Below are 18,216 nucleotides of genomic sequence, written 5' to 3' on the forward strand. Positions count from 1 at the left end.
TTACTTCACGTCAGTGACCCGCAACGCATCGAGGAAGGCTTCGGCCTCGGGGTGCGGATCTTCTTCGGCGGAGATCGCTTGCAGGAACAGGAGCCCGGTTCCAACGACGATCCAACGGTCACGGATCAGTTCTCCCTCACCCACGCCGCGCCATTCCCAGCCCATCCAGGGGGAGGGCAACCGCCTGTATTCGTCGCGTTCGAAGGGCTGGACGTAAGCCTGTTCGAGTCGCCTGAGGTTTTCTTCCGGCGACTTCCCAGCCTCGAAGGCGCCTGGGTACCAATACAGTTGGAACTGTCTGGAGAAATTCATTTCCTCCCACGAGCAGTTGAACCGGAGGTGGCTCATGGGCCACTGGGTCGGGTCATGGACCCGCAAAGGCCCACAGTTGACGCGGGTGGTCTCGGTCGTTGATTTGGAGCTTCCCGGTGGGGGGCTCGGTGCCATGACGCTGACGCCGGGAACCGGTTCCCAGCGGACCAACTCCTGAGGCAGCGGCCACTGTGGCCGGGCGGGAGCGGCCGTCCGCCCCGCCGCGCAGGCCATGCATGCGAGCGCGAGCAGGCTCGGAACGTAGCGGTTCAACCGGGTCATGGAGATAGGGTACACCCCAGGCCGTGAAGCCCCTGCCTCCCTCTCGCCCCACAAAGGTGACGACGTGAACGACCGACTCCTGCGCGCGGCGCGCCGCCAGCCCACCGACACCACCCCTGTGTGGCTGATGCGTCAGGCGGGCCGCTACCTGCCCGAGTACCGAGCCATCCGCGGCAACATCGCGTTCCTGGACCTCTGCAAGAACCCGGACCTGGCCGCGGAAGTCACCGTCCAGCCCATCACCCGCCTGGGCGTGGACGCGGCCATCATCTTCTCCGACATCCTCATCCCCGTGGAGGCCATGGGCATCCACCTGGAGCTGGGCGACAAGGGCCCCCACTTCCCCAACCCGCTGCGCACGCCCGCGGACATCGACAAGCTCGGCGTCCCCGACCCCGTCGAAGGCACCGGCTTCGTCGCCGAGGCCATCCGCCGCACGCGCAAGGCCCTCCACGACTCCGTGCCCGTCATTGGCTTCGCGGGCGCGCCCTTCACCCTCGCCGCGTACATGGTCGAGGGCGGCGGCTCCAAGAGCTACATCCAGATCAAGCGCCTGCTCTTCGAGCAGCCCGAGGTGGCCCACCGCCTCTTCCAGAAGCTCACCGACACCCTCATCCCGTACCTCAAGATGCAGGTGGAGGCCGGCGCGAAGATTGTTCAAATCTTCGACTCCTGGGGCGGCGAGCTGTCCCCCTGGGACTTCGAACGCTTCAGCCTCCCGTACCTCACCCGCATGGTGACGGAGCTCAAGGCCACCGGCGTCCCCGTCATCCTCTTCGGCGTGAACATGACCCCGCACCTGCCGCTCTTGAAGCGCACCGGCGCGGACGTCATCGGCCTGGACTGGCGCTGCCCCGTGGATGAGGGCCGCCGCATCCTCGGCCCCGACGTCGCCACCCAGGGCAACCTGGATCCGCTCCACCTCTTCCTGCCCCGCGAGGAGCTGGACGGTCGCGTGAAGGACATCCTCCGCCGCGCCGGCCCCACCGGGCACATCTTCAACCTGGGCCATGGCATCCTCCCGCCCACCGACCCGGACGCCGCGAAGTTCCTCGTGGACGCCGTCCACAAGCACGGCGCCGCCCTGCGCCAGGGCACGCTCGACTGAACAGACGCCCGCCCGTCCAGCTGACGGCCAGTTGACTCAAGAATCAATCCGACATTGACGCGGTGCATTGCCCGCCGTTAGAAGCGCCTCACTCGTTTCACAGAGGGTGAGGCACACATGGCAAGCGAGAAGCGCAACGGCCACCGGCGGGTGGCCATCGTCCGGGGGCTGCGGACGCCGTTCGCGAAGGCGGGCACCGTCTTCGCGAACCTGACGGCGCTGGACCTGGGCCGCATGGTGGTCCAGGAGCTGGTCCAGCGCAGCGACCTGGACCCCAACGAAATCAACCAGGTCGTCTTCGGGCAGGTCATCCCCACGCTGACCGCGCCGTCCATCGCGCGCGAAGTGGTGCTGGCGGCGGGCCTGCCCAAGCGCATTGACGCCTTCACCGTGGCGCGCGCCTGCGCCACGTCCATCCAGTCCATGGTGGCGGGCGCCAACGCCATCGCGCTGGGCGACGCGGACGTCGTCATCGCCGGCGGCACCGAGTCCCTCTCCGACGCGCCCATCTTCACCAGCCGCCCGCTGGCGCACGCGCTGGCCGCGTCGTCCAAGGGCAAGAGCCTGCCGGACAAGCTCAAGCCCTTCCAGAAGCTCAAGGCCAAGGACCTCATCCCCGTGCCCCCCGCCATCGCCGAGTACTCCACCGGCGAGACGATGGGCGAGAGCGCGGAGAAGATGGCCAAGGAGAACGGCATCTCCCGCGAGGAGCAGGACCTCATCGCGTTCAACTCGCACCAGAACGCGGCCCGGGCGTGGAAGGAAGGCCTCTTCAACGACGAGGTGATGCACGTCGTCGTCCCGCCGAAGTACGAGCAGATCGCCACCAAGGACAACATCGTGCGCGAGGACACCAGCCTGGAGGCGCTCTCCAAGCTGAAGCCCGTGTTCGACCGCCGCTATGGCAGCGTCACCGCCGGCAACGCGTCCCCGCTGACGGACGGCGCCGCGGCGCTGCTCCTCATGAGCGAGGAGAAGGCGAAGGCGCTGGGCTACGAGCCGCTGGGCTTCCTGCGCTCGCACGCGTTCGCGGCCACGGACCCGGGCGACCAGCTGCTCCAGGGCCCGGCGTACGCGGCGCCCGTGGCGCTCAAGCGCGCGGGGATGAAGCTCTCCGACATCGACCTGGTGGAGATGCACGAGGCCTTCGCCGCGCAGGTGGCGAGCAACCTCCAGGCGCTCGCGTCCAAGGAGTTCGCCAGGAAGGCGGGCTTCAACGCGCCGGTGGGGGAGGTGGATCGCTCGCGGCTGAACGTGACGGGCGGCTCCATCTCCATCGGGCACCCGTTCGGTGCCACCGGGGCTCGCATCATCACGCAGGCCCTGAATGAACTGAAGCGTCGGAACAAGAACACGGTGATGTGCACCGTCTGCGCCGCGGGCGGACTGGGCGCCGCGGTCATCCTGGAGCGTGCGTGATGGCGACCAAGCAAGAGTCAGTCGAAGCGAAGCAGGGCTTGAGCTACGACGTCGCGAACGGCGTCGCGGTCATCACCGTGGACCAGCCGGGCGCGCCGGTGAACACGCTGTCCCCGGAAGTGGGCGCCGCGTTCTCGGACCTGCTCCTGCAGGCGGAGCGGGACCCGGAGGTGCGGGCGGTGGTGTTCATCTCTGGCAAGAAGGACAACTTCGTCGCCGGCGCGAACATCGACTTCCTCCAGACGCTCAAGACGCCCGCGGAGGTGGAGGCCATCAGCCGCGGCGCGCACGAGCAGTTCGACCGGCTGGAGTCCTTCTCCAAGCCCGTGGTCGCGGCCATCCACGGCGCGTGCCTGGGCGGCGGCCTGGAGTGGGTGCTCGCGTGCCACTACCGCATCGTCACGGACAGCCCCAAGTCCGTGGTGGGCCTGCCGGAGACGCAGCTCGGCCTCATCCCCGGGGCCGGCGGCACGCAGCGGCTGCCCGCGCTGATTGGCGCCGAGGCCGCGCTGGACCTCATCCTCACCGGCAAGAACGTCAAGCCGTCCAAGGCGAAGAAGCTGGGCATCGTGGATGAAGTGGTGCCCGTGCCCATGCTCAAGGACATCGCCCTCAAGCGCGCGGCGGAGCTGGCCGCGGGCACGCTCAAGGTCGAGCGCGCGCACCAGGGCTTCAAGGCCGTGGCCCAGGGCGGCAAGAAGAAGGGCCTGGCCGGCATCTTCCAGGGGCTCATCAGCAAGGACCTCTGGAAGGAGGCGGCGCTGGAGGACAACCCGCTCGGCCGCAAGGTGATGTTCGACCAGGCGAAGAAGCAGCTCCTCAAGAAGACGCGCGGCAAGTACCCCGCGCAGGAGAAGGCGCTGCAGGTCATCCGCGTGGGCCTGGAGTCCGGCCGCAAGGCGGGCCTGGAGGCGGAGGCCAGGGCCTTCGGTGAGCTGGTGTTCACGGACGTGTCCCGGCGCCTGGTGGAAATCTTCTTCGCCACCACGGCGCTGAAGAAGGAGAACGGCACCGCCAACCCCAACCTGAAGCCGCGCGAGGTGAAGAAGGTGGGCGTGCTGGGCGGCGGCCTCATGGGCGGCGGCATCGCCTACGTGGCCGGCGTGCTCCAGGGCGTGCCCGTGCGCGTGAAGGACAAGGACGACGCGGGCGCGGGCCGCGCGCTCAAGCAGGTGCAGACGGTGCTGGATGAGCGCGTGAAGCGCCGCTCGCTCACGCAGCGCGAGGCCAACGCGAAGCTCTCCAACATCACCGCGGGCACGGACTACAGCGGCTTCAAGTCGGTGGACCTGGTGATTGAAGCCGTGTTCGAGGACCTGAAGCTCAAGCACAAGGTCATCGCGGAGGTGGAGGCCGTCACCGGCGAGAACACCATCTTCGCGTCCAACACCTCCAGCCTGCCCATTGGCGAGCTGGCGAAGGGCAGCAAGCGCCCCTCGCAGGTGATTGGCATGCATTACTTCAGCCCGGTCCACAAGATGCCGCTGCTGGAGATCATCACGCACCCGGGCACGGCCGAGTGGGTGACGGCGACCTGCGTGGACGTGGGCAAGAAGCAGGGCAAGACGGTCATCGTCGTCAACGACGGGCCGGGCTTCTACACGTCGCGCATCCTCGCGCCGTACATGAACGAGGCGGCGTACCTGCTGGCGGAGGGCGCGGACATCGTCCAGTTGGACAAGGCGCTCGTGGACTTCGGCTTCCCGGTGGGGCCCATCACGCTCTTGGACGAGGTGGGCATCGACGTGGCCCAGAAGGTGGGGCCCATCATGGAGGCCGCGTTCGGCAAGCGCATGGCGGCGCCCAAGGCGCTGGAGGGCGTGGTGTCCGACGGCCGCCTGGGCCGCAAGACGAACAAGGGCTTCTACCTGTACGAGGGCGGGAAGAAGAAGGAGGTGGACCCGCAGGTCTACCTGCTCCTGCCGCACGGCAAGGACCGCAAGTCCCTGGACCCCGCGGAGATGGCCGAGCGCGCCGCGCTCCAGATGGTGAACGAGGCCATCCGCTGCCTGGGCGAGGGCATCCTGCGCAGCCCCCGCGACGGCGACGTGGGCGCCATCTTCGGCCTGGGCTTCCCGCCGTTCCTGGGCGGCCCGTTCCGCTACGCGGACGCCCTGGGCCCGGCCAACCTGCTGCGCAAGCTGGAGCACTACCAGGACAAGTACGGCGAGCGCTTCACGCCCGCGCCGCTCCTGGTGGAGAAGGTGCGCGCCGGCAAGGGCTTCTACGAGTCCTGAGCGCGTGACGCACCAGGGGGTGAGGGGACCTCAAACGGTTTTCTCCTCGCTTCCGGGCCTGACTTGACGCGAGGGGCGGTTCTGGACCAAGGGGCATGCCCCACATGGTCCGTTCCGCTCCTCGTGTTGTCCTGACCGCCGGGCTCGCCGCCCTGGCGGTGTGCACCGCGCTGGTCACGGCGTCCGCGATTGCGTTCCCGCAGGGCTACAGCCCCGCGCGGCTGACGTGGCCGGGCGCTCCCCTCCTCCTGGGCTGGACGCACTTCGACGCTGGCTGGTACGCGCGCATCGCGACGGAGGGCTACAGCTACACGCCCGGCCAGCAGAGCGCGGTGGCGTTCTTCCCGCTGTACCCGCTGGTGCTGCGGGGCCTGGGCCTGGTGCACGTGGACACGTTCCTCGCGGGCGTGCTCGTCACCATGGTGTGCGGCCTGGGCGCGCTGTACGTCTTCACGCTGTGGGCGCGCACGCGGGCGGATGAGGAGGCGGCCAGGAGCGCGGGGCTGCTGCTCGCGTTCTATCCGTTCGCGTTCTTCCTCTACGGGGCCATGTATTCGGACGCGCTGTTCCTCCTGCTCATCATCGGGGCGTTCCTGCTGCTGGAGCAGGGTCGGCTGGGGTGGGCGGTGTTGCTCGCGGCGGTGGCCACGGCGGCGCGGCCGGTGGCACCCGCGCTGGTGGTGGGGCTGCTCGCGCGGCGGCTGGAGTGGAAGCACGAGCGCGGCCTGAAGTGGAGCTGGGTGGACCTGTTGCCGGTGTTCGCTGCGGCGGGCTTCGTGCTGTACGTGCTCTACCAGTGGAAGGCGTTCGGCGAGCCGTTCGCGTTCGTGAAGGTGCAGTCCTCGCCGGGGTGGGACCAGAAGCCGGGCTGGCGCACGTGGGCGAAGCTGCGCTGGTTCCAGGGCTTCAGCCGGGACATGTCGCTGTCGGACGGCTTGCGGCTGGTGGGGCACGCAGCCGTCACGCTGGGGGCCCTCGCGCTGGTGTGGCCCACGGCGAAGCGGCTGGGGTGGGGCTATGGCGTGTATGCGCTGGCCATCGTGGGATTGCCGGCCATGTCCAGCAAGGACTTCATGGGCATGGGGCGCTACCTCCTGGCCGCCTTCCCGCTGTTCCTCACGCTGGCGCTGCTGCTGCGGGAACGGCCGCGCTTGAGGTGGGGCGTGCTCGCCACGAGCGCGTGCGTGATGCTGGCGCTGGCGGCGGCGTACGGAGCCGCGGAGTACGTGTCGTGAGCGGCCTCATGTCCCAGGCGCTGAAGCTCTACGCGCACCTGCCCGCGAGCGAGCGCTTCCACGTCCACGCGCGGGCGTCTTCGGCCCCACTGCTCGCGGTGGCGTCGCGCCTGCCCTCCGGGACGGTGGCGGACATCGGCTGTGGGCACGGCCTCCTGTCCGCGGTGATGGCGCTCGCGATGCCGGAGCGCCGCGTGCTGGGCGTGGACCTGGATGAGCGCAAGGTGCGCTGGGCGAAGCAGGCCCTGTCGGGACTGCCCAACGTGACGCTCGACGTGGGCTCCGTGGAGGCGCTCGCGAAGACGCAGCCGAACACGCTCGACGCGGTGGTGGTCTGCGACGTGCTGTACCTGCTGCCCGAGGAGAGATGGCCCGGCTTCCTCCAGTCCGTGCGCGGCCTGCTCAAGCCCGGAGGCCGCTTCCTGTTGAAGGAGGTGGAGGGAGACCGCTCCTGGAAGCACGCGAAGGCGCTCGCGCAGGAGTGGGTGATGGTGTCGCTGCTGGGGCGCACCAGGGCCAGCGGCGGCATGGTCCTCAAGCCGCGGGTGGATGGCGTCCGGTTGCTCCGGGACTCGGGCTTCGAGGTGCGTGAAGTCGTGGGCCTGGGCGAGGGCTACACCACGCCGCACCTGCTCTACGACGCCGAGGCCCGCTGAAGCTCGCCGTAGTTCGCGAGCACGATGCCCCGCTCCACGAGCTTCGCCTTCACCCGGGGGCTGGTGAGCGCCGCCAGCTCCGCCTCCCAGCCATAGGTCCACGCCGGATCCTCCGGTACGTGCGGCCTTCCCTCACCGGGATGACACCCCAGCTCGAAGTCGCCCGCCGGCAGCGCGTCCAGCACCGCCAGCAGCGCGGGCTCATCCAGCCGGCCCGCCTCGAACACTCCGCCCGCGCTCACCCGCCGCACGCCCGGACGCGCCCGGGGCGCCGTGCGCGCGAGCACCGCCAGCGCCGTCGTCTTCAACGCGGGACCCGGCGCCCGCAGCCACGACGCGCGAGGCAGCGCATCCGGCCACCGCAGGGGCAGGCCCTCGCGCGCGGCGATGCCCTCCACCACCGACCGCACGCCCGGCAACAGGTGCAGGTGCTGGTGCCCGTCCAGATGATCCACCTGCGCGCCCAGCTCCCGTGCGCGGGAGAGCTGCGCGGACAGCTCCCGCTCCAACTCGTCCTGACGCACGCGCCCCGTCAGCCACGCCTTCGCGAACTCCGCCCAGTCGCCGCGCAGCCGCCCGTCAGGCGCCACCGTCCGCACGGAGTCCGCGGGAGCCGCGCACGGCAGCCGCGTGGACAGCGCCAGGTGCACGCCCACCGCCAGCCCCTGCGCCTGCGCCCGGCCCACGGCCTCCGCCGCCGAAGGCCCCATGGCCAGCAGCGTCGCGCTGGTCACGATGCCCTCGCGGTGCGCCTTGAGGATGCCCGCGTCCAATGAAGGATGCAGCCCCAGGTCGTCCGCGTTGACGATGAGCCGCGTGCGCGACGCCATGCCGTCCTACCCGCGCCCCGCGTGGCCCTGCACCGAGCGCAACGGCTGCACCGACGGCGGCAGGCGCACCGGCTTGCCCGGCTGCGGCGGCGAGCGCGTCTCCGGGTACAGCGACACCAGCTCCTTCATCATCTTCAGGATGACGGACGGCGACGCCAGCGTGGAGACGCCGCGCGTGCGCGGGAAGTAGTCCACGCCCATCTGGAACACCCGGAAGCCCTTGCGGATGGCCTTCACCACCAGCTCCGCGTCGATGAACGAGCCCTGGCTCTTGAGCTCCATCGACTCCAGCACCCGCCGGTGCATCAGCTTGAAGCTGAAGTTCACGTCCTTGATCTGGATGTCGAACAGCGCCCGGATGAGCAGGTTGTAGACGAACGAGTACACGATGCGCTTGGCGCCCTCGCTCGTGCGGTCGAACCGGAAGGCGCAGATCATGTCCGCCTCCAGGTACTCCATCAGGTGCAGCGCCCGCTCCAGCTCCCGCATGTCCCACGGCAGGTCGATGTCCGAGTACAGCACCAGGTCCTTCGTGCTCGCCGCCAGCCCCGTCCGCATCGCCCCGCCCAGCTTCAGGTTCACCGGGTGCGTGATGACCCGAAGCTGAGGCACCTTCGCCGCCAACGCGTCGCAGACCTCCTGCGTGCGGTCCGTGGAGGCGTCGTTGACGACGATGATTTCGAAGTCGTCGGTGAGCTTCGGCAGGACTTCCAGGGCGCGGCTCACGGCGCGCTCGACGTAGTCCTCCTCGTTCCAGGCGGGGAAGAAGAGGCTGATGCTCGGGGGCTTTACCGCGGTCGTCATGAGGCTCCGTTCCGTCAGGAAGGAAACGGGCGCTCGCTAGCAGACGGTCCCCCCGGTGGCAAACCCCATGGCCCTTCTCGCGGGAAACCCTTATAGTACCGCGTAGTCATCATTTTACGGGGACACGGTGAAGGCCCAGCCCTACACGCTCCTGGTCGTGGATGATTCGCAGGCGCTGCTGCCGCAACTGGTGCGCACGCTCGGCCCCGAGGACTTTGCCCTGCGCGTGGCGCGCTCCGGGCCGGAGGCGCTGGGCCTGACCCAGGAGGTAGACGGGGTCCTGCTCTGCGCCAGCGGCCTCGAGGAGGTCCAGGCCCAGGCGCTCCTGGAATCCCTCACCCCACCGCAGCCCGCGCCCCGACCTGCTGTGGTGGTCCTCGCGCCCCAGGAGGACCGCACCCTGCGACTCACCGCGCTTCGCCGGGGGGCTGAGGTGATTTTGACCCCATGGGATGAGGAAGAGCTGCGGTTGAGGCTCTACCGGAGCCTGGAGACGCACTCGCGGTGGGTCTCGCTTCACTCCCAGGTGGAGGAGCTGCGACGCCTGGCGGTGACGGACGGGCTGACCCAGGTGCACAACCACCGCTACTTCCAGGAGCGGCTGCGCGAGGAGTTCCGCCGCTCGCAGCGCTACGACGAGAGCCTGTCGCTCATCCTGGTGGACCTGGACCACTTCAAGAACATCAACGACGCGCACGGCCACGGCGCCGGGGACCGCGTCCTGAGAGAGGTGGCGGCCTCCCTCCAGCACAGCGTGCGCGAGACGGACCTCGTGGCGCGCTACGGCGGCGAGGAGTTCGCCATCCTCCTGCCCTGCACCCACCTGCCCGGCGCCCTCACCGTGGCGGAGCGGATCCGGAAGGAAATCAACGAGTTGCACGCAGGACCCGAGGGCGCCCTGCGCGTCACCGCGTCCCTGGGCGTCTCCAGCTTCCCCCACCGCGCCATCCTCACCCCGGAGCAACTGCTGCTCACCGCCGACGAGGCCCTCTACCGCGCCAAGCGCGAGGGCCGCGACCGCATCTGCCTCCACCCCCCCGCCCCCCTCTTCTCCGCGCCGCCCTCCCGGGCCGGCTGACCCCAGGGGTCAAAAACCCGGGGTCTGGTTTGACCCCGTTGGGTTTCGTGGGTCTAAAATGACCTTGCCCCTTTTTGTCATGTCCCTGAAAACGGGCGTGATTGCCGGGGTTTATCCAAATCTCCGGTTTGGCAAGGCCATTGCAAATGTCGGACTCTGGAAAGTCCATGGGAACCCTGGGAGCTCAAGCGCAGGCGCAGGACCCGGTCCCCCGCGGCCGGCTGCTGCTCGTCGATGACGAGGAGAACATCCTCAAGTCCATCCGGCGGGTGCTGCGGCGCGGTGAGTGGGAGATTGAAACGGCGACGGACGCCGAAACGGCGCTGCGCACGCTGGAGCGCTTCCACCCGGAGGTCGTCATCTCCGACTTCCGCATGCCGGGGATGAACGGCGTGGAGTTCCTCAACCAGGTGAAGCTCCAGGAGCCGCGCGCCCAGCGCATCATGCTGACGGGGCAGGCGGATCAGCAGGCCATCGAAGAGGCCATCAACCGCTCCGAAATCTTCCGCTTCATCTCCAAGCCGTGGAACGACAGCCACCTGGTGCTCACGGTGAAGAGCGCCTTCGAGCAGTACGCGCTCCACGCGGAGAACGACCGGCTCTACCGCGTCACGCAGGAGCAGAACGCGGAGCTCAAGCACCTCAACGCGGACCTGGAGGAGCGCGTCGCGCTGCGCACTCGCCTCTTGTCCACGGCCAAGCGCGAGTGGGAGCTGTCCTTCGACTGCATGGAGACGCCGCTCGCGGTGGTGCGCGCGCGGGACTTCGCGGTGCGCCGGGCCAACGTTGCCTACGCGCAGGTGGCCCGCCGCTCCATCGAAGAGGTGCCCTCCGACGTCCCGTGCCACCAGTACCTCTTCGGCCGGGACACGCCGTGCCAGGGCTGCCCTTTGCCCTCCGCCATGGAGACGGGCAAGGGCGCGCGCGGGGAGGTCCAGCAGGGCGGGCGCAGCTACGTGGTGGCGGCCTATCCCTTCGCCGGCGACGACCGCGCGGTGTGCACCTACCGCGACGTCACGGAAGAGCAGGCGATGACCCGCCGGCTCATCGAGACGGAGAAGATGGCCGCGGTGGGCCAGCTCGCGGGCGGCGTGGCGCACGAAATCAACAACCCGCTGGGCGGCATCCTCGCCTTCGCGCAGCTGATGTCCCGCGACGCGGGCCGCAGCGAGAGCGACCTGGAGTCGCTGAAGCTCATTGAGGAGAGCGCGCTGCGCTGCAAGCGCATCGTGGAGAGCCTGCTGAAGTTCAGCCGGCACAGCCGCGTGGAGGACCGCCGCCTCTTTGACTTGTCCAAGTGCGTGGAGGACGCCGCGGTGCTCTTCCGCGCGCAGCTCAAGTCCATGCCCAAGGTGGAGATGAAGCTGGGCCTGAAGGACGGGCTGCCCAAGGTGTACGGCGACCCCGGCACGCTCGCGCAGGTGGTTCTCAACCTGCTGCAGAACGGCCTGCAGGCGCTGCCTGGCGCCGAGGGGAGCCTGTCCCTGGAGACGGGGCGCGAGGGCGACCGGACCTTCTTCGCGGTGACGGACACCGGGACGGGCATCGAGGAGCGGCACCTGCCGCGCATCTTCGAGCCGTCCTTCACCACCAAGCCGCCCGGTGAGGGCACCGGCCTGGGGCTGTCCATCGCCTATCGCATCGTCCAGGACCATGGGGGCACGTTCCATGTGGAGACCCACGTGGGCCAGGGCTCCCGCTTCACCGTCTACCTGCCTATTCCCCTGCAGCTCGAGAGGTTGCCGTGAACCAAGTCAAGCGCGCCAAGGTCCTCGTTGTGGATGACGACTCCGTCGTCCTCAAGGCCGTCACCCAGATCCTCCAGCGGGAAGGCCACCCGGTGGTGGCCATCGACGACGCGGTGGAGGGGCTCGCGGCGGCGAAGGACCCGTCCATCGACGTGGTGGTGCTCGACATCAAGATGCCGCACCTGTCCGGCATGGACCTGCTGCGCGCCATCAAGGCGGACCGCCCGGACGTGGAGGTCATCATGATGACGGCCTTCGCCACCGTGGAGACGGCGGTGGAGGCGGTGAAGGCGGGCGCGTACGACTACCTCACCAAGCCCTTCGAGAACATCGACGAGGTGAGCCTCACGGTGGCCAAGGCCGCCGAGCGCAAGGCGCTGAAGGACCGCACCCGCGCGCTGGAGGAGGCGCTCACCGCGCGCAGCCAGTTCGAGGACCTCATCGGCCAGTCCGCGCAGATGCGCGCCGTGTTCAAGCTGGTGGAGACGGTCAGCCACTCCACCGCCACGGTGCTCATCCAGGGCGAGAGCGGCACGGGCAAGGAGCTGGTCGCCCGCGCCATCCACTACCGCAGCGCGCGCCGCGACAAGCCCTTCGTGGCCGTCAACTGTTCCGCGCTGACGGAGACGCTCCTGGAGAGTGAGCTCTTCGGCCACGTGAAGGGCAGCTTCACCGGCGCCACCGGCAACAAGAAGGGCCTCTTCGAGGCGGCCGACGGCGGCACCATCTTCCTGGACGAGATCGGCGACGTGCCCCCGGCCACCCAGGTGCGCCTCTTGCGCGTCCTGCAGGAGGGGGAGGTCAAGCGCGTGGGCGCCAACGAGCCCGTGAAGGTGGACGTGCGCGTCATCGCCGCCACGCACGTGGACCTGTCCCGCGCGAAGGAGCAGGGCAAGTTCCGCGAGGACCTCTTCTATCGCCTCAACGTCATCACCATCGACCTGCCGCCCCTGCGCGACCGCCCGGAGGACGTGCCGCTGCTCGCGCACCACTTCCTCAAGGTCTACGCGTCCAAGGCGGACAAGAAGGTCACCGGCATCAGCCCGCGCGCCATGGAGGCGCTCACCTGCAACCGGTGGACGGGCAACGTGCGCGAGCTGGAGAACGTCATCGAGCGCGCGGTGGTGCTGACGGCCAACGACGCCATTGACGTGGAGGACCTGCCGCCCGGCTTCCAGGCCGCGCCGCAGGCGGACTCGGCGGTGGAGGTGTTCAGCCTGGCGCACCTGCCGTACGCCCAGGCCAAGCGCCTGGCCATGCGCGCCTTCGAGCGCCGCTACCTGTCCGCGCTGCTGGAGAAGAACAACCACAACGTGTCCAGCGCGGCGCGCGCGGCCGGCGTGGACCGCTCCAACTTCCGCCGCCTGCTCAAGCAGTACGAGGTCGCCGGCCGCAGCATGAAGCCGCGCTCGCCCAAGGGCCCGGAGGCGGACAGCGGCCCGGGCGTGCCCGCCCTCGAAGCCGTGTCGTGATGCGGTCCGGCGGGAGGACGGTTCAGCCGTCCTCCCCGGGCTCTCGCTCGCTGCGGCGCGCGGCGAGCTGCTGCTGGATGGCCTCGTAGCGCTCGGACAGCTCCGCCTCGAAGCCGTTGCGCGTCGGGGTGTAGAAGCAGCGAGCGCGCAGCGCCTCCGGCAGGTAGTCCTCCGGGACGTAGTTGCCCTCGAAGTTATGCGGGTACTTGTACCCGCCGCCGTACCCCAGCGACTTCATCAGCTTCGTGGGCGCGTTGCGCAGGTGCATGGGCACCGGCAGCGCGCCCTCCTTCGTCACGGCCTCGCGCACGGCGGCGTACGCGGCGATGACGGCGTTCGACTTGGGCGCGAGCGCCAGGTACGTGACGGCCTGGGTGAGGGGCAGGGTGCCCTCCGGCAGGCCCATGAGCTGGAAGGCCCGCAGCGCGTCCACCGCCACCCCGAGCGCGCGGGGGTCCGCGTTGCCCACGTCCTCCGACGCGAAGATGACCATGCGGCGGAAGATGAAGACGGGATCCTCGCCCGCCTCCAGCATGCGCGTCATCCAGTACAGCGCGGCGTCCACGTCGCTGCCGCGCATGGATTTGATGAACGCGCTGACGACGTTGTAGTGCTCCTCGCCGCCCTTGTCGTAGAGCAGCATCTTCTGCTGGAGCGCCTCCTCCGCCACCTTGCGGTCCACCACCTTGCCGCCGTACGCCGCCGCGGCCTCCAGCGCGGTGAGGGCCTTGCGCGCGTCCCCGCCCGCCGCGTCCGCGATGAACTCCAGCGCCGCGTCGTCCACGGCCACCTTGCCGTCAAGGCCCCGAGGGTCCGCCACGGCGTGGCGCATGACGGCGATGAGCTCCTCCTGCTCCAGCCCGCGCAGGGTGACGACGCGGCAGCGCGACAGGAGCGCGGCGTTCACCTCGAAGGACGGGTTCTCCGTGGTGGCGCCAATCAGGGTGACGGTGCCCTTCTCCACGTGGGGCAGCAGCGCGTCCTGCTGCGACTTGTTGAAGCGGTGGATCTCGTCGATGAAGAGCAGCGTGCGCTGGCGCTGGAGCTTCCAGCGGTCCTGCGCGCGGGCCACCGTCTCGCGGATGTCCTTCACGCCCGCGAGCACGGCGGACATGGTCTCGAAGGCGGCGCCGGTGGAGCGCGCGATGAGCTGGGCGAGCGTCGTCTTGCCGGTGCCCGGCGGGCCCCAGAGGATGAGGCTGGGCACCTGGTCGGCCTCCAGGGCGCGGCGCAGGAAGCGGCCCTCGCCGGTGAGGTGCTCCTGGCCCAGGTACTCGCTGAGCGAGGTGGGGCGCATGCGCTCGGCGAGCGGCGCCAGGATGGCCTGTTCCTTCTGGCTGGCGTGGTCGAAGAGGTCCATGGGGCCTCCAAACCTAGCGTCCTGAAGGCCCCGTCGCGCTCCCTTGTGATGTCCGGCGTCGTGCAGGTGCGTCATTTTCCTGCGGAGGACGGTTGGCCGGCTGGACTAGAACCCGGGGGGCGTGCAGACCCTGGTCATCATCGCGAAGCGAGACACCCCGCAGGCCGTGGCCCTGGCGGCGGAAATCCGGCAGCGCCACCCGAACCTGACGGTGCTGGCCGACCGCGCCCTGGCGCATGCGCTGAACTGGCCCCGCATCGAGGACCGCGACCTGGCGGCGCGCGCGGACCTGGTGGTGGTGCTGGGCGGTGACGGCACGCTCATCTACGCGGCGCGCCTGTTGGGTGGGCGCAACGTGCCCATCATCGGCGTCAACCTGGGCAGCCTGGGCTTCATGACGGAAGTGCCCGTGGAGGAGCTCTTCAGCCGGCTGGATGACGTGCTGGCGGGGAACTTCCACGTGGACTCGCGGATGAAGCTCTCCTGCCGGCTCCTGCGCGGGGGCCGGGTCCTCATCGAGGATGAAATCCTCAACGACGTGGTCATCAACAAGGGCGCGCTCGCGCGCATCGCGGACCACGAGACGTCCATCGACGGGGTGCCCATCACCACGTACAAGTCGGACGGCGTCATCCTGGCCACGCCCACCGGCTCCACGGCGTACTCGCTGTCCGCGGGCGGGCCCATCGTGCACCCGTCGGTGGACTGCACCATCCTGTCGCCCATCTGTTCGCACGCGCTGACCCAGCGGGCCATCGTGGTGCCCGCGGACCGCACCATCCGCGTCACGCTGAAGAGCGAGACGGCGGACACGTACCTCACGCTGGATGGACAGACGGGCCACTCGCTGCAGGGCGGGGACTGCATCGAGGTGGTGCGCTCGCCCAACCGCGTGGCCCTGGTGCGCAACCCCCGCGTGGCCTACTTCACCATCCTCCGGCAGAAGCTCCACTGGGGTGAGCGCTGAGCGCCCGCGTCCGGGGGGAGGGCTCCCCGCCGGGGTTGGCGCTGGAGTAGCCTCCGGCCCGTGACGACGGGCGGGCACACGACGCGTTTCGGCAAGTACGAGCTGCAGGAACGCCTGGGCGCCGGCGGCATGGCCGTGGTGCACCGCGCGCGTTACACCGTGGCGGAGGGCGTGTCCCGCCCCGTGGTCATCAAGCGCGTGCGGGACCCGTACGCGCAGGACCCCGCCTTCGTGCAGATGTTCCTCAACGAAGCGCGCATCTCCATGGGGCTGTCCCACGGCAACATCGTCCAGGTCTTCGACTTCGGGCAGCAGGATGGCGAGTTCTTCCTGGCCATGGAGTGGGTGGACGGGCAGCCCCTGTCCAGGGTTCTCAAGCGCCTGAAGCTGAAGGGGATGGCGCACCTGCCGGCGCCGCTCGCCGTGCAGCTGATGATTGAAGTCTGCAAGGGCCTGCACCACGCGCACACGCGCCGCGACGAGCAGGGCCGCCCGTTGGGGCTGGTGCACCGCGACGTGTCCCCGGACAACGTCCTCGTCAGCTACGAGGGCGAGGTGAAGCTCACCGACTTCGGCATCGCGAAGGCGCAGCTGTCCGGGCGGCCGGACACGGAAGCGGGCGTGGTGCGCGGCAAGTTCCTCTACCTGTCCCCGGAGCAGACGCGGGCGGAGGCGTTGGATGCGCGCTCGGACGTGTACACGGCGGGCGTGGTGCTCTTCGAGCTGCTCACCGGCCGCAGGCCCGTGGAGGGAGATCAGGCCTCGGTGATGGAGCGCATCGCGACGGGGGACCTGATTCCCCCTCACGCGTATGTCCCGGACCTGGACCCCTCGCTGGGCGCGGTGGTGTCCCGGGCGCTGGCGCTGCGGCGCACGGACCGCTTCACCAGCGCGGAGGACTTCCAGCGTTCGCTGGCGGAGTGGCTCGCGTACCGGGCACCGCTGTTCCCCGCGTCCACGCTGCGCCACCTGATGGCCTGGCTGTTCGAGGAGGAGCTGAAGCTCGCGGGCCAGCCGCCCCGCATCCCGGAGTCCTTCCTGCGTCAGGTGACGATGTGGACGGGGGAGGGCGGCCCGGTGGAGGCGGACGAGCCGGAGCGGGCGTCCGCGGTGCACCGCGCGCACGCCGAGGCGTTCCCGGAGGAGCACGTGCCCGGGGCGCTGGTGGGCGGCAGTCCCGCGGCGGACCTGGGCTCGGGGGTGCCCGGTTGGGTCTGGGCGGCCGTCATCACGGCGGCGGTGATCTTCTTTGTGGGGCGGGCGGTGATGCCCGACCTGTCGGAGCCCCGCTCGCGCAGGCTCCAGGTGGTCTCCGCGCCCGCGGGGGCGGAGGTGCGCTGGGACGGCAAGCAGGTCGGGATGACGCCGACGGTGCTGAACGTCGCGCCGGGCGAGGACTCGCACCAGCTGGAGCTGCGCTTCGTGGGGTACCAGCCGTGGACGACGACCGTGTCGCAGGCCGCCGTGCCGGAGCGCGTGCAGGTGACGCTGGAGCGCCTGCCGCCTCCGGCCCCTCCGCCGGACCCGGTGGTGGACGCGCGGGTGAAGGACAAGGAGGCTCCGCCGGAAGCGCCGGTGCGCAGGCGCAGCACGGTGACGGTGGCCCGGGGCGAATCGCGCGAGGCCGCGGATTGGATGGCGAGGTCTCCCGACGCGGGCGCGGCCTATACGCTGGGGCAGGAGCTGCTCACGGCGGGCAGCGCGATGCAGGCCGGGGAGAAGTTCTGGAAGTGCCTGGAGCTGAAGGAGTCCGCGGCGGAGTGCCACCTGGGCCTGGGCCGGGTGGGCGTGCTGACGGACCGCGACGCCATGGCCCGTGAGGGATATCAGCGCTATCTGGAGCTGCGGCCGAAAGGCCTCGCGGCCGCGGAAGCGCGTAGGTATCTCCAGGCGAAGGCGGCCCGGTAGTCAAAGCGGACGGTGATGTTCCTCTTCCTGTCGAAGGTGTTGGACCTGCTGTTGTCGCCGCTCACCTGGGCGCTGCTCCTGGGGGTGGGTGGCATCGTGCTGCGCCGGTGGAAGCGCCTGTCGGTGGCGTCCCAGCTGGCGGCGGTGGGCGTGTTGTACGCGTTCTCCATCGAGCCCACGGTGGCGCTGCTGACGCGCGTGACGGAGCAGGACGCGGTGAGCACGTACCGGCCGGACACCGTCTACGACGCGGTCATCCTGCTGGGCGGCGGGCTGGACGCGGCGGCCACGGAGCGCTCGGGGCAGCCGGAGTACAACGCCGCGCCGGAGCGGATGATGCGCACCTTCGAGCTGCTGCACGACGGCCGCGCACGGCAGGTGCTGATTACCGCGGGCAACCTGGATGCGAGGCCGGAGGCGGTGGTGGAGGCGAACGTGCTGGCCGCGCAGCTGGAGCACTGGGGCATCGCGCCCGAGCGCATCGTGAAGGAGGGCCGCAGCCGCAACACCCGCGAGAACGCGCTGGAGTCGGAGCCGCTGGTGCGCGCGCACGGCTGGAAGTCGCTGCTCCTGGTGACCAGCGCCGCGCACCTGCCCCGCGCGGCCGGCTGCTTCGCGGCGGTGGGGCTGAAGGCGGACACGCTCGCGGTGGACTTCCGCTCCTCGACGCTGCCGCCGGCGAAGATGAGCTGGCAGCCGCGCTCGGGGGCGCTCGCCCAGAGCACGGACATGCTGCGCGAGCTGGCGGGACGGCTCGTCTACCGGCTGCGAGGCTGGACCGCGCCCTGGCGGTAGGTCGC

The 18,216-nt window shown here is 69.9% G+C and carries 15 protein-coding genes; 11 read left to right on the plus strand and 4 right to left on the minus strand.

Annotated elements, in window-relative coordinates; translation table 11 throughout:
* The gene (locus tag KYK13_RS11600) at positions 1-348 is read right to left on the minus strand and encodes a hypothetical protein (protein ID WP_223644129.1); all 348 of its coding nucleotides are present in this window, start codon (positions 346-348) and stop codon (positions 1-3) included.
* Between the two features lie 310 nt (positions 349-658).
* On the opposite strand from KYK13_RS11600, the gene hemE reads away from it, so the two are divergent.
* The 5 genes from hemE to KYK13_RS11625 all read left to right on the plus strand — a co-directional run bounded on the left by hemE (position 659) and on the right by KYK13_RS11625 (position 7,249).
* Entirely contained in the window at positions 659-1,702 is a 1,044-nt protein-coding gene (gene hemE / locus KYK13_RS11605; protein ID WP_223644130.1) for a uroporphyrinogen decarboxylase, read from the plus strand.
* 117 nt (positions 1,703-1,819) lie between these two features.
* Positions 1,820-3,121 carry an acetyl-CoA C-acyltransferase FadI gene (gene fadI, locus KYK13_RS11610; protein WP_223644131.1) on the plus strand — a complete coding sequence of 434 codons (1,302 nt, stop codon included), beginning with the start codon at positions 1,820-1,822 and terminating at the stop codon, positions 3,119-3,121.
* On the plus strand, positions 3,121-5,358 hold the full coding sequence (fadJ, locus tag KYK13_RS11615; RefSeq protein ID WP_223644132.1) for a fatty acid oxidation complex subunit alpha FadJ: 2,238 nt from the start codon (positions 3,121-3,123) through the stop codon (positions 5,356-5,358). Before fadI ends, fadJ begins: the two co-directional genes overlap by 1 nt.
* A gap of 95 nt (positions 5,359-5,453) precedes the next feature.
* Entirely contained in the window at positions 5,454-6,593 is a 1,140-nt protein-coding gene (locus KYK13_RS11620) for a mannosyltransferase family protein (protein ID WP_223644133.1), read from the plus strand.
* Complete coding sequence (locus KYK13_RS11625) at positions 6,590-7,249, plus strand: class I SAM-dependent methyltransferase (RefSeq protein ID WP_223644134.1); 660 nt, start codon at positions 6,590-6,592, stop codon at positions 7,247-7,249. Before KYK13_RS11620 ends, KYK13_RS11625 begins: the two co-directional genes overlap by 4 nt.
* Here KYK13_RS11625 and KYK13_RS11630 read toward each other — a convergent pair.
* Together KYK13_RS11630 and KYK13_RS11635 are read right to left on the minus strand one after the other, a co-directional pair.
* Positions 7,228-8,079, minus strand: a complete 852-nt coding sequence (locus tag KYK13_RS11630) for a ChbG/HpnK family deacetylase (protein ID WP_223644135.1) — start codon at positions 8,077-8,079, stop codon at positions 7,228-7,230. The two genes, KYK13_RS11625 and KYK13_RS11630, sit on opposite strands and share 22 nt — an antisense overlap.
* A 6-nt stretch (positions 8,080-8,085) precedes the next feature.
* The gene (locus KYK13_RS11635; RefSeq protein ID WP_223644136.1) at positions 8,086-8,883 is read right to left on the minus strand and encodes a glycosyltransferase family 2 protein; all 798 of its coding nucleotides are present in this window, start codon (positions 8,881-8,883) and stop codon (positions 8,086-8,088) included.
* 127 nt (positions 8,884-9,010) lie between these two features.
* Here KYK13_RS11635 and KYK13_RS11640 point away from each other — a divergent pair, with 127 nt between their 5' ends.
* From KYK13_RS11640 to KYK13_RS11650, 3 genes are all read left to right on the plus strand, one after another.
* Complete coding sequence (locus KYK13_RS11640; protein WP_223644137.1) at positions 9,011-9,961, plus strand: diguanylate cyclase; 951 nt, start codon at positions 9,011-9,013, stop codon at positions 9,959-9,961.
* A 167-nt stretch (positions 9,962-10,128) separates the two neighbouring features.
* Positions 10,129-11,709: an ATP-binding protein gene (locus tag KYK13_RS11645; RefSeq protein ID WP_223644138.1), complete on the plus strand. Its 1,581-nt coding sequence runs from the start codon at positions 10,129-10,131 to the stop codon at positions 11,707-11,709.
* Positions 11,706-13,181: a sigma-54 dependent transcriptional regulator gene (locus KYK13_RS11650; RefSeq protein ID WP_223644139.1), complete on the plus strand. Its 1,476-nt coding sequence runs from the start codon at positions 11,706-11,708 to the stop codon at positions 13,179-13,181. Before KYK13_RS11645 ends, KYK13_RS11650 begins: the two co-directional genes overlap by 4 nt.
* 22 nt (positions 13,182-13,203) lie before the next feature.
* Here the strand turns inward: KYK13_RS11650 and KYK13_RS11655 are convergent, their stop codons facing one another.
* Positions 13,204-14,541: a replication-associated recombination protein A gene (locus KYK13_RS11655; RefSeq protein ID WP_223644140.1), complete on the minus strand. Its 1,338-nt coding sequence runs from the start codon at positions 14,539-14,541 to the stop codon at positions 13,204-13,206.
* 121 nt (positions 14,542-14,662) lie between these two features.
* On the opposite strand from KYK13_RS11655, the gene KYK13_RS11660 reads away from it, so the two are divergent.
* Genes KYK13_RS11660 through KYK13_RS11670 form a run of 3 tightly spaced genes read left to right on the plus strand, consistent with a single transcriptional unit; the run spans position 14,663 to position 18,211 of the window.
* On the plus strand, positions 14,663-15,508 hold the full coding sequence (locus KYK13_RS11660) for an NAD(+)/NADH kinase (protein WP_223644141.1): 846 nt from the start codon (positions 14,663-14,665) through the stop codon (positions 15,506-15,508).
* A gap of 60 nt (positions 15,509-15,568) precedes the next feature.
* Positions 15,569-17,416 carry a serine/threonine-protein kinase gene (locus KYK13_RS11665; protein ID WP_223644142.1) on the plus strand — a complete coding sequence of 616 codons (1,848 nt, stop codon included), beginning with the start codon at positions 15,569-15,571 and terminating at the stop codon, positions 17,414-17,416.
* A 15-nt stretch (positions 17,417-17,431) separates the two neighbouring features.
* Positions 17,432-18,211, plus strand: coding sequence for a YdcF family protein (locus tag KYK13_RS11670; RefSeq protein ID WP_223644143.1), 780 nt, complete (start codon positions 17,432-17,434; stop codon positions 18,209-18,211).
* Positions 18,212-18,216 lie beyond the last annotated feature (5 nt).

This window comes from Corallococcus sp. EGB (assembly GCF_019968905.1).
Classification (GTDB): Bacteria; Myxococcota; Myxococcia; order Myxococcales; family Myxococcaceae; genus Corallococcus.

Coding starts and splice junctions, on each gene's coding strand:
- KYK13_RS11600 (WP_223644129.1), bottom strand. CDS start 348: ATGAGCCACCTCCGGTTCAACTGCTCGTGGGAGGAAATGAATTTCTCC.
- fadI (WP_223644131.1), top strand. CDS start 1,820: ATGGCAAGCGAGAAGCGCAACGGCCACCGGCGGGTGGCCATCGTCCGG.
- fadJ (WP_223644132.1), top strand. CDS start 3,121: ATGGCGACCAAGCAAGAGTCAGTCGAAGCGAAGCAGGGCTTGAGCTAC.
- KYK13_RS11620 (WP_223644133.1), top strand. CDS start 5,454: ATGCCCCACATGGTCCGTTCCGCTCCTCGTGTTGTCCTGACCGCCGGG.
- KYK13_RS11630 (WP_223644135.1), bottom strand. CDS start 8,079: ATGGCGTCGCGCACGCGGCTCATCGTCAACGCGGACGACCTGGGGCTG.
- KYK13_RS11635 (WP_223644136.1), bottom strand. CDS start 8,883: ATGACGACCGCGGTAAAGCCCCCGAGCATCAGCCTCTTCTTCCCCGCC.
- KYK13_RS11645 (WP_223644138.1), top strand. CDS start 10,129: ATGGGAACCCTGGGAGCTCAAGCGCAGGCGCAGGACCCGGTCCCCCGC.
- KYK13_RS11655 (WP_223644140.1), bottom strand. CDS start 14,541: ATGGACCTCTTCGACCACGCCAGCCAGAAGGAACAGGCCATCCTGGCG.
- KYK13_RS11670 (WP_223644143.1), top strand. CDS start 17,432: ATGTTCCTCTTCCTGTCGAAGGTGTTGGACCTGCTGTTGTCGCCGCTC.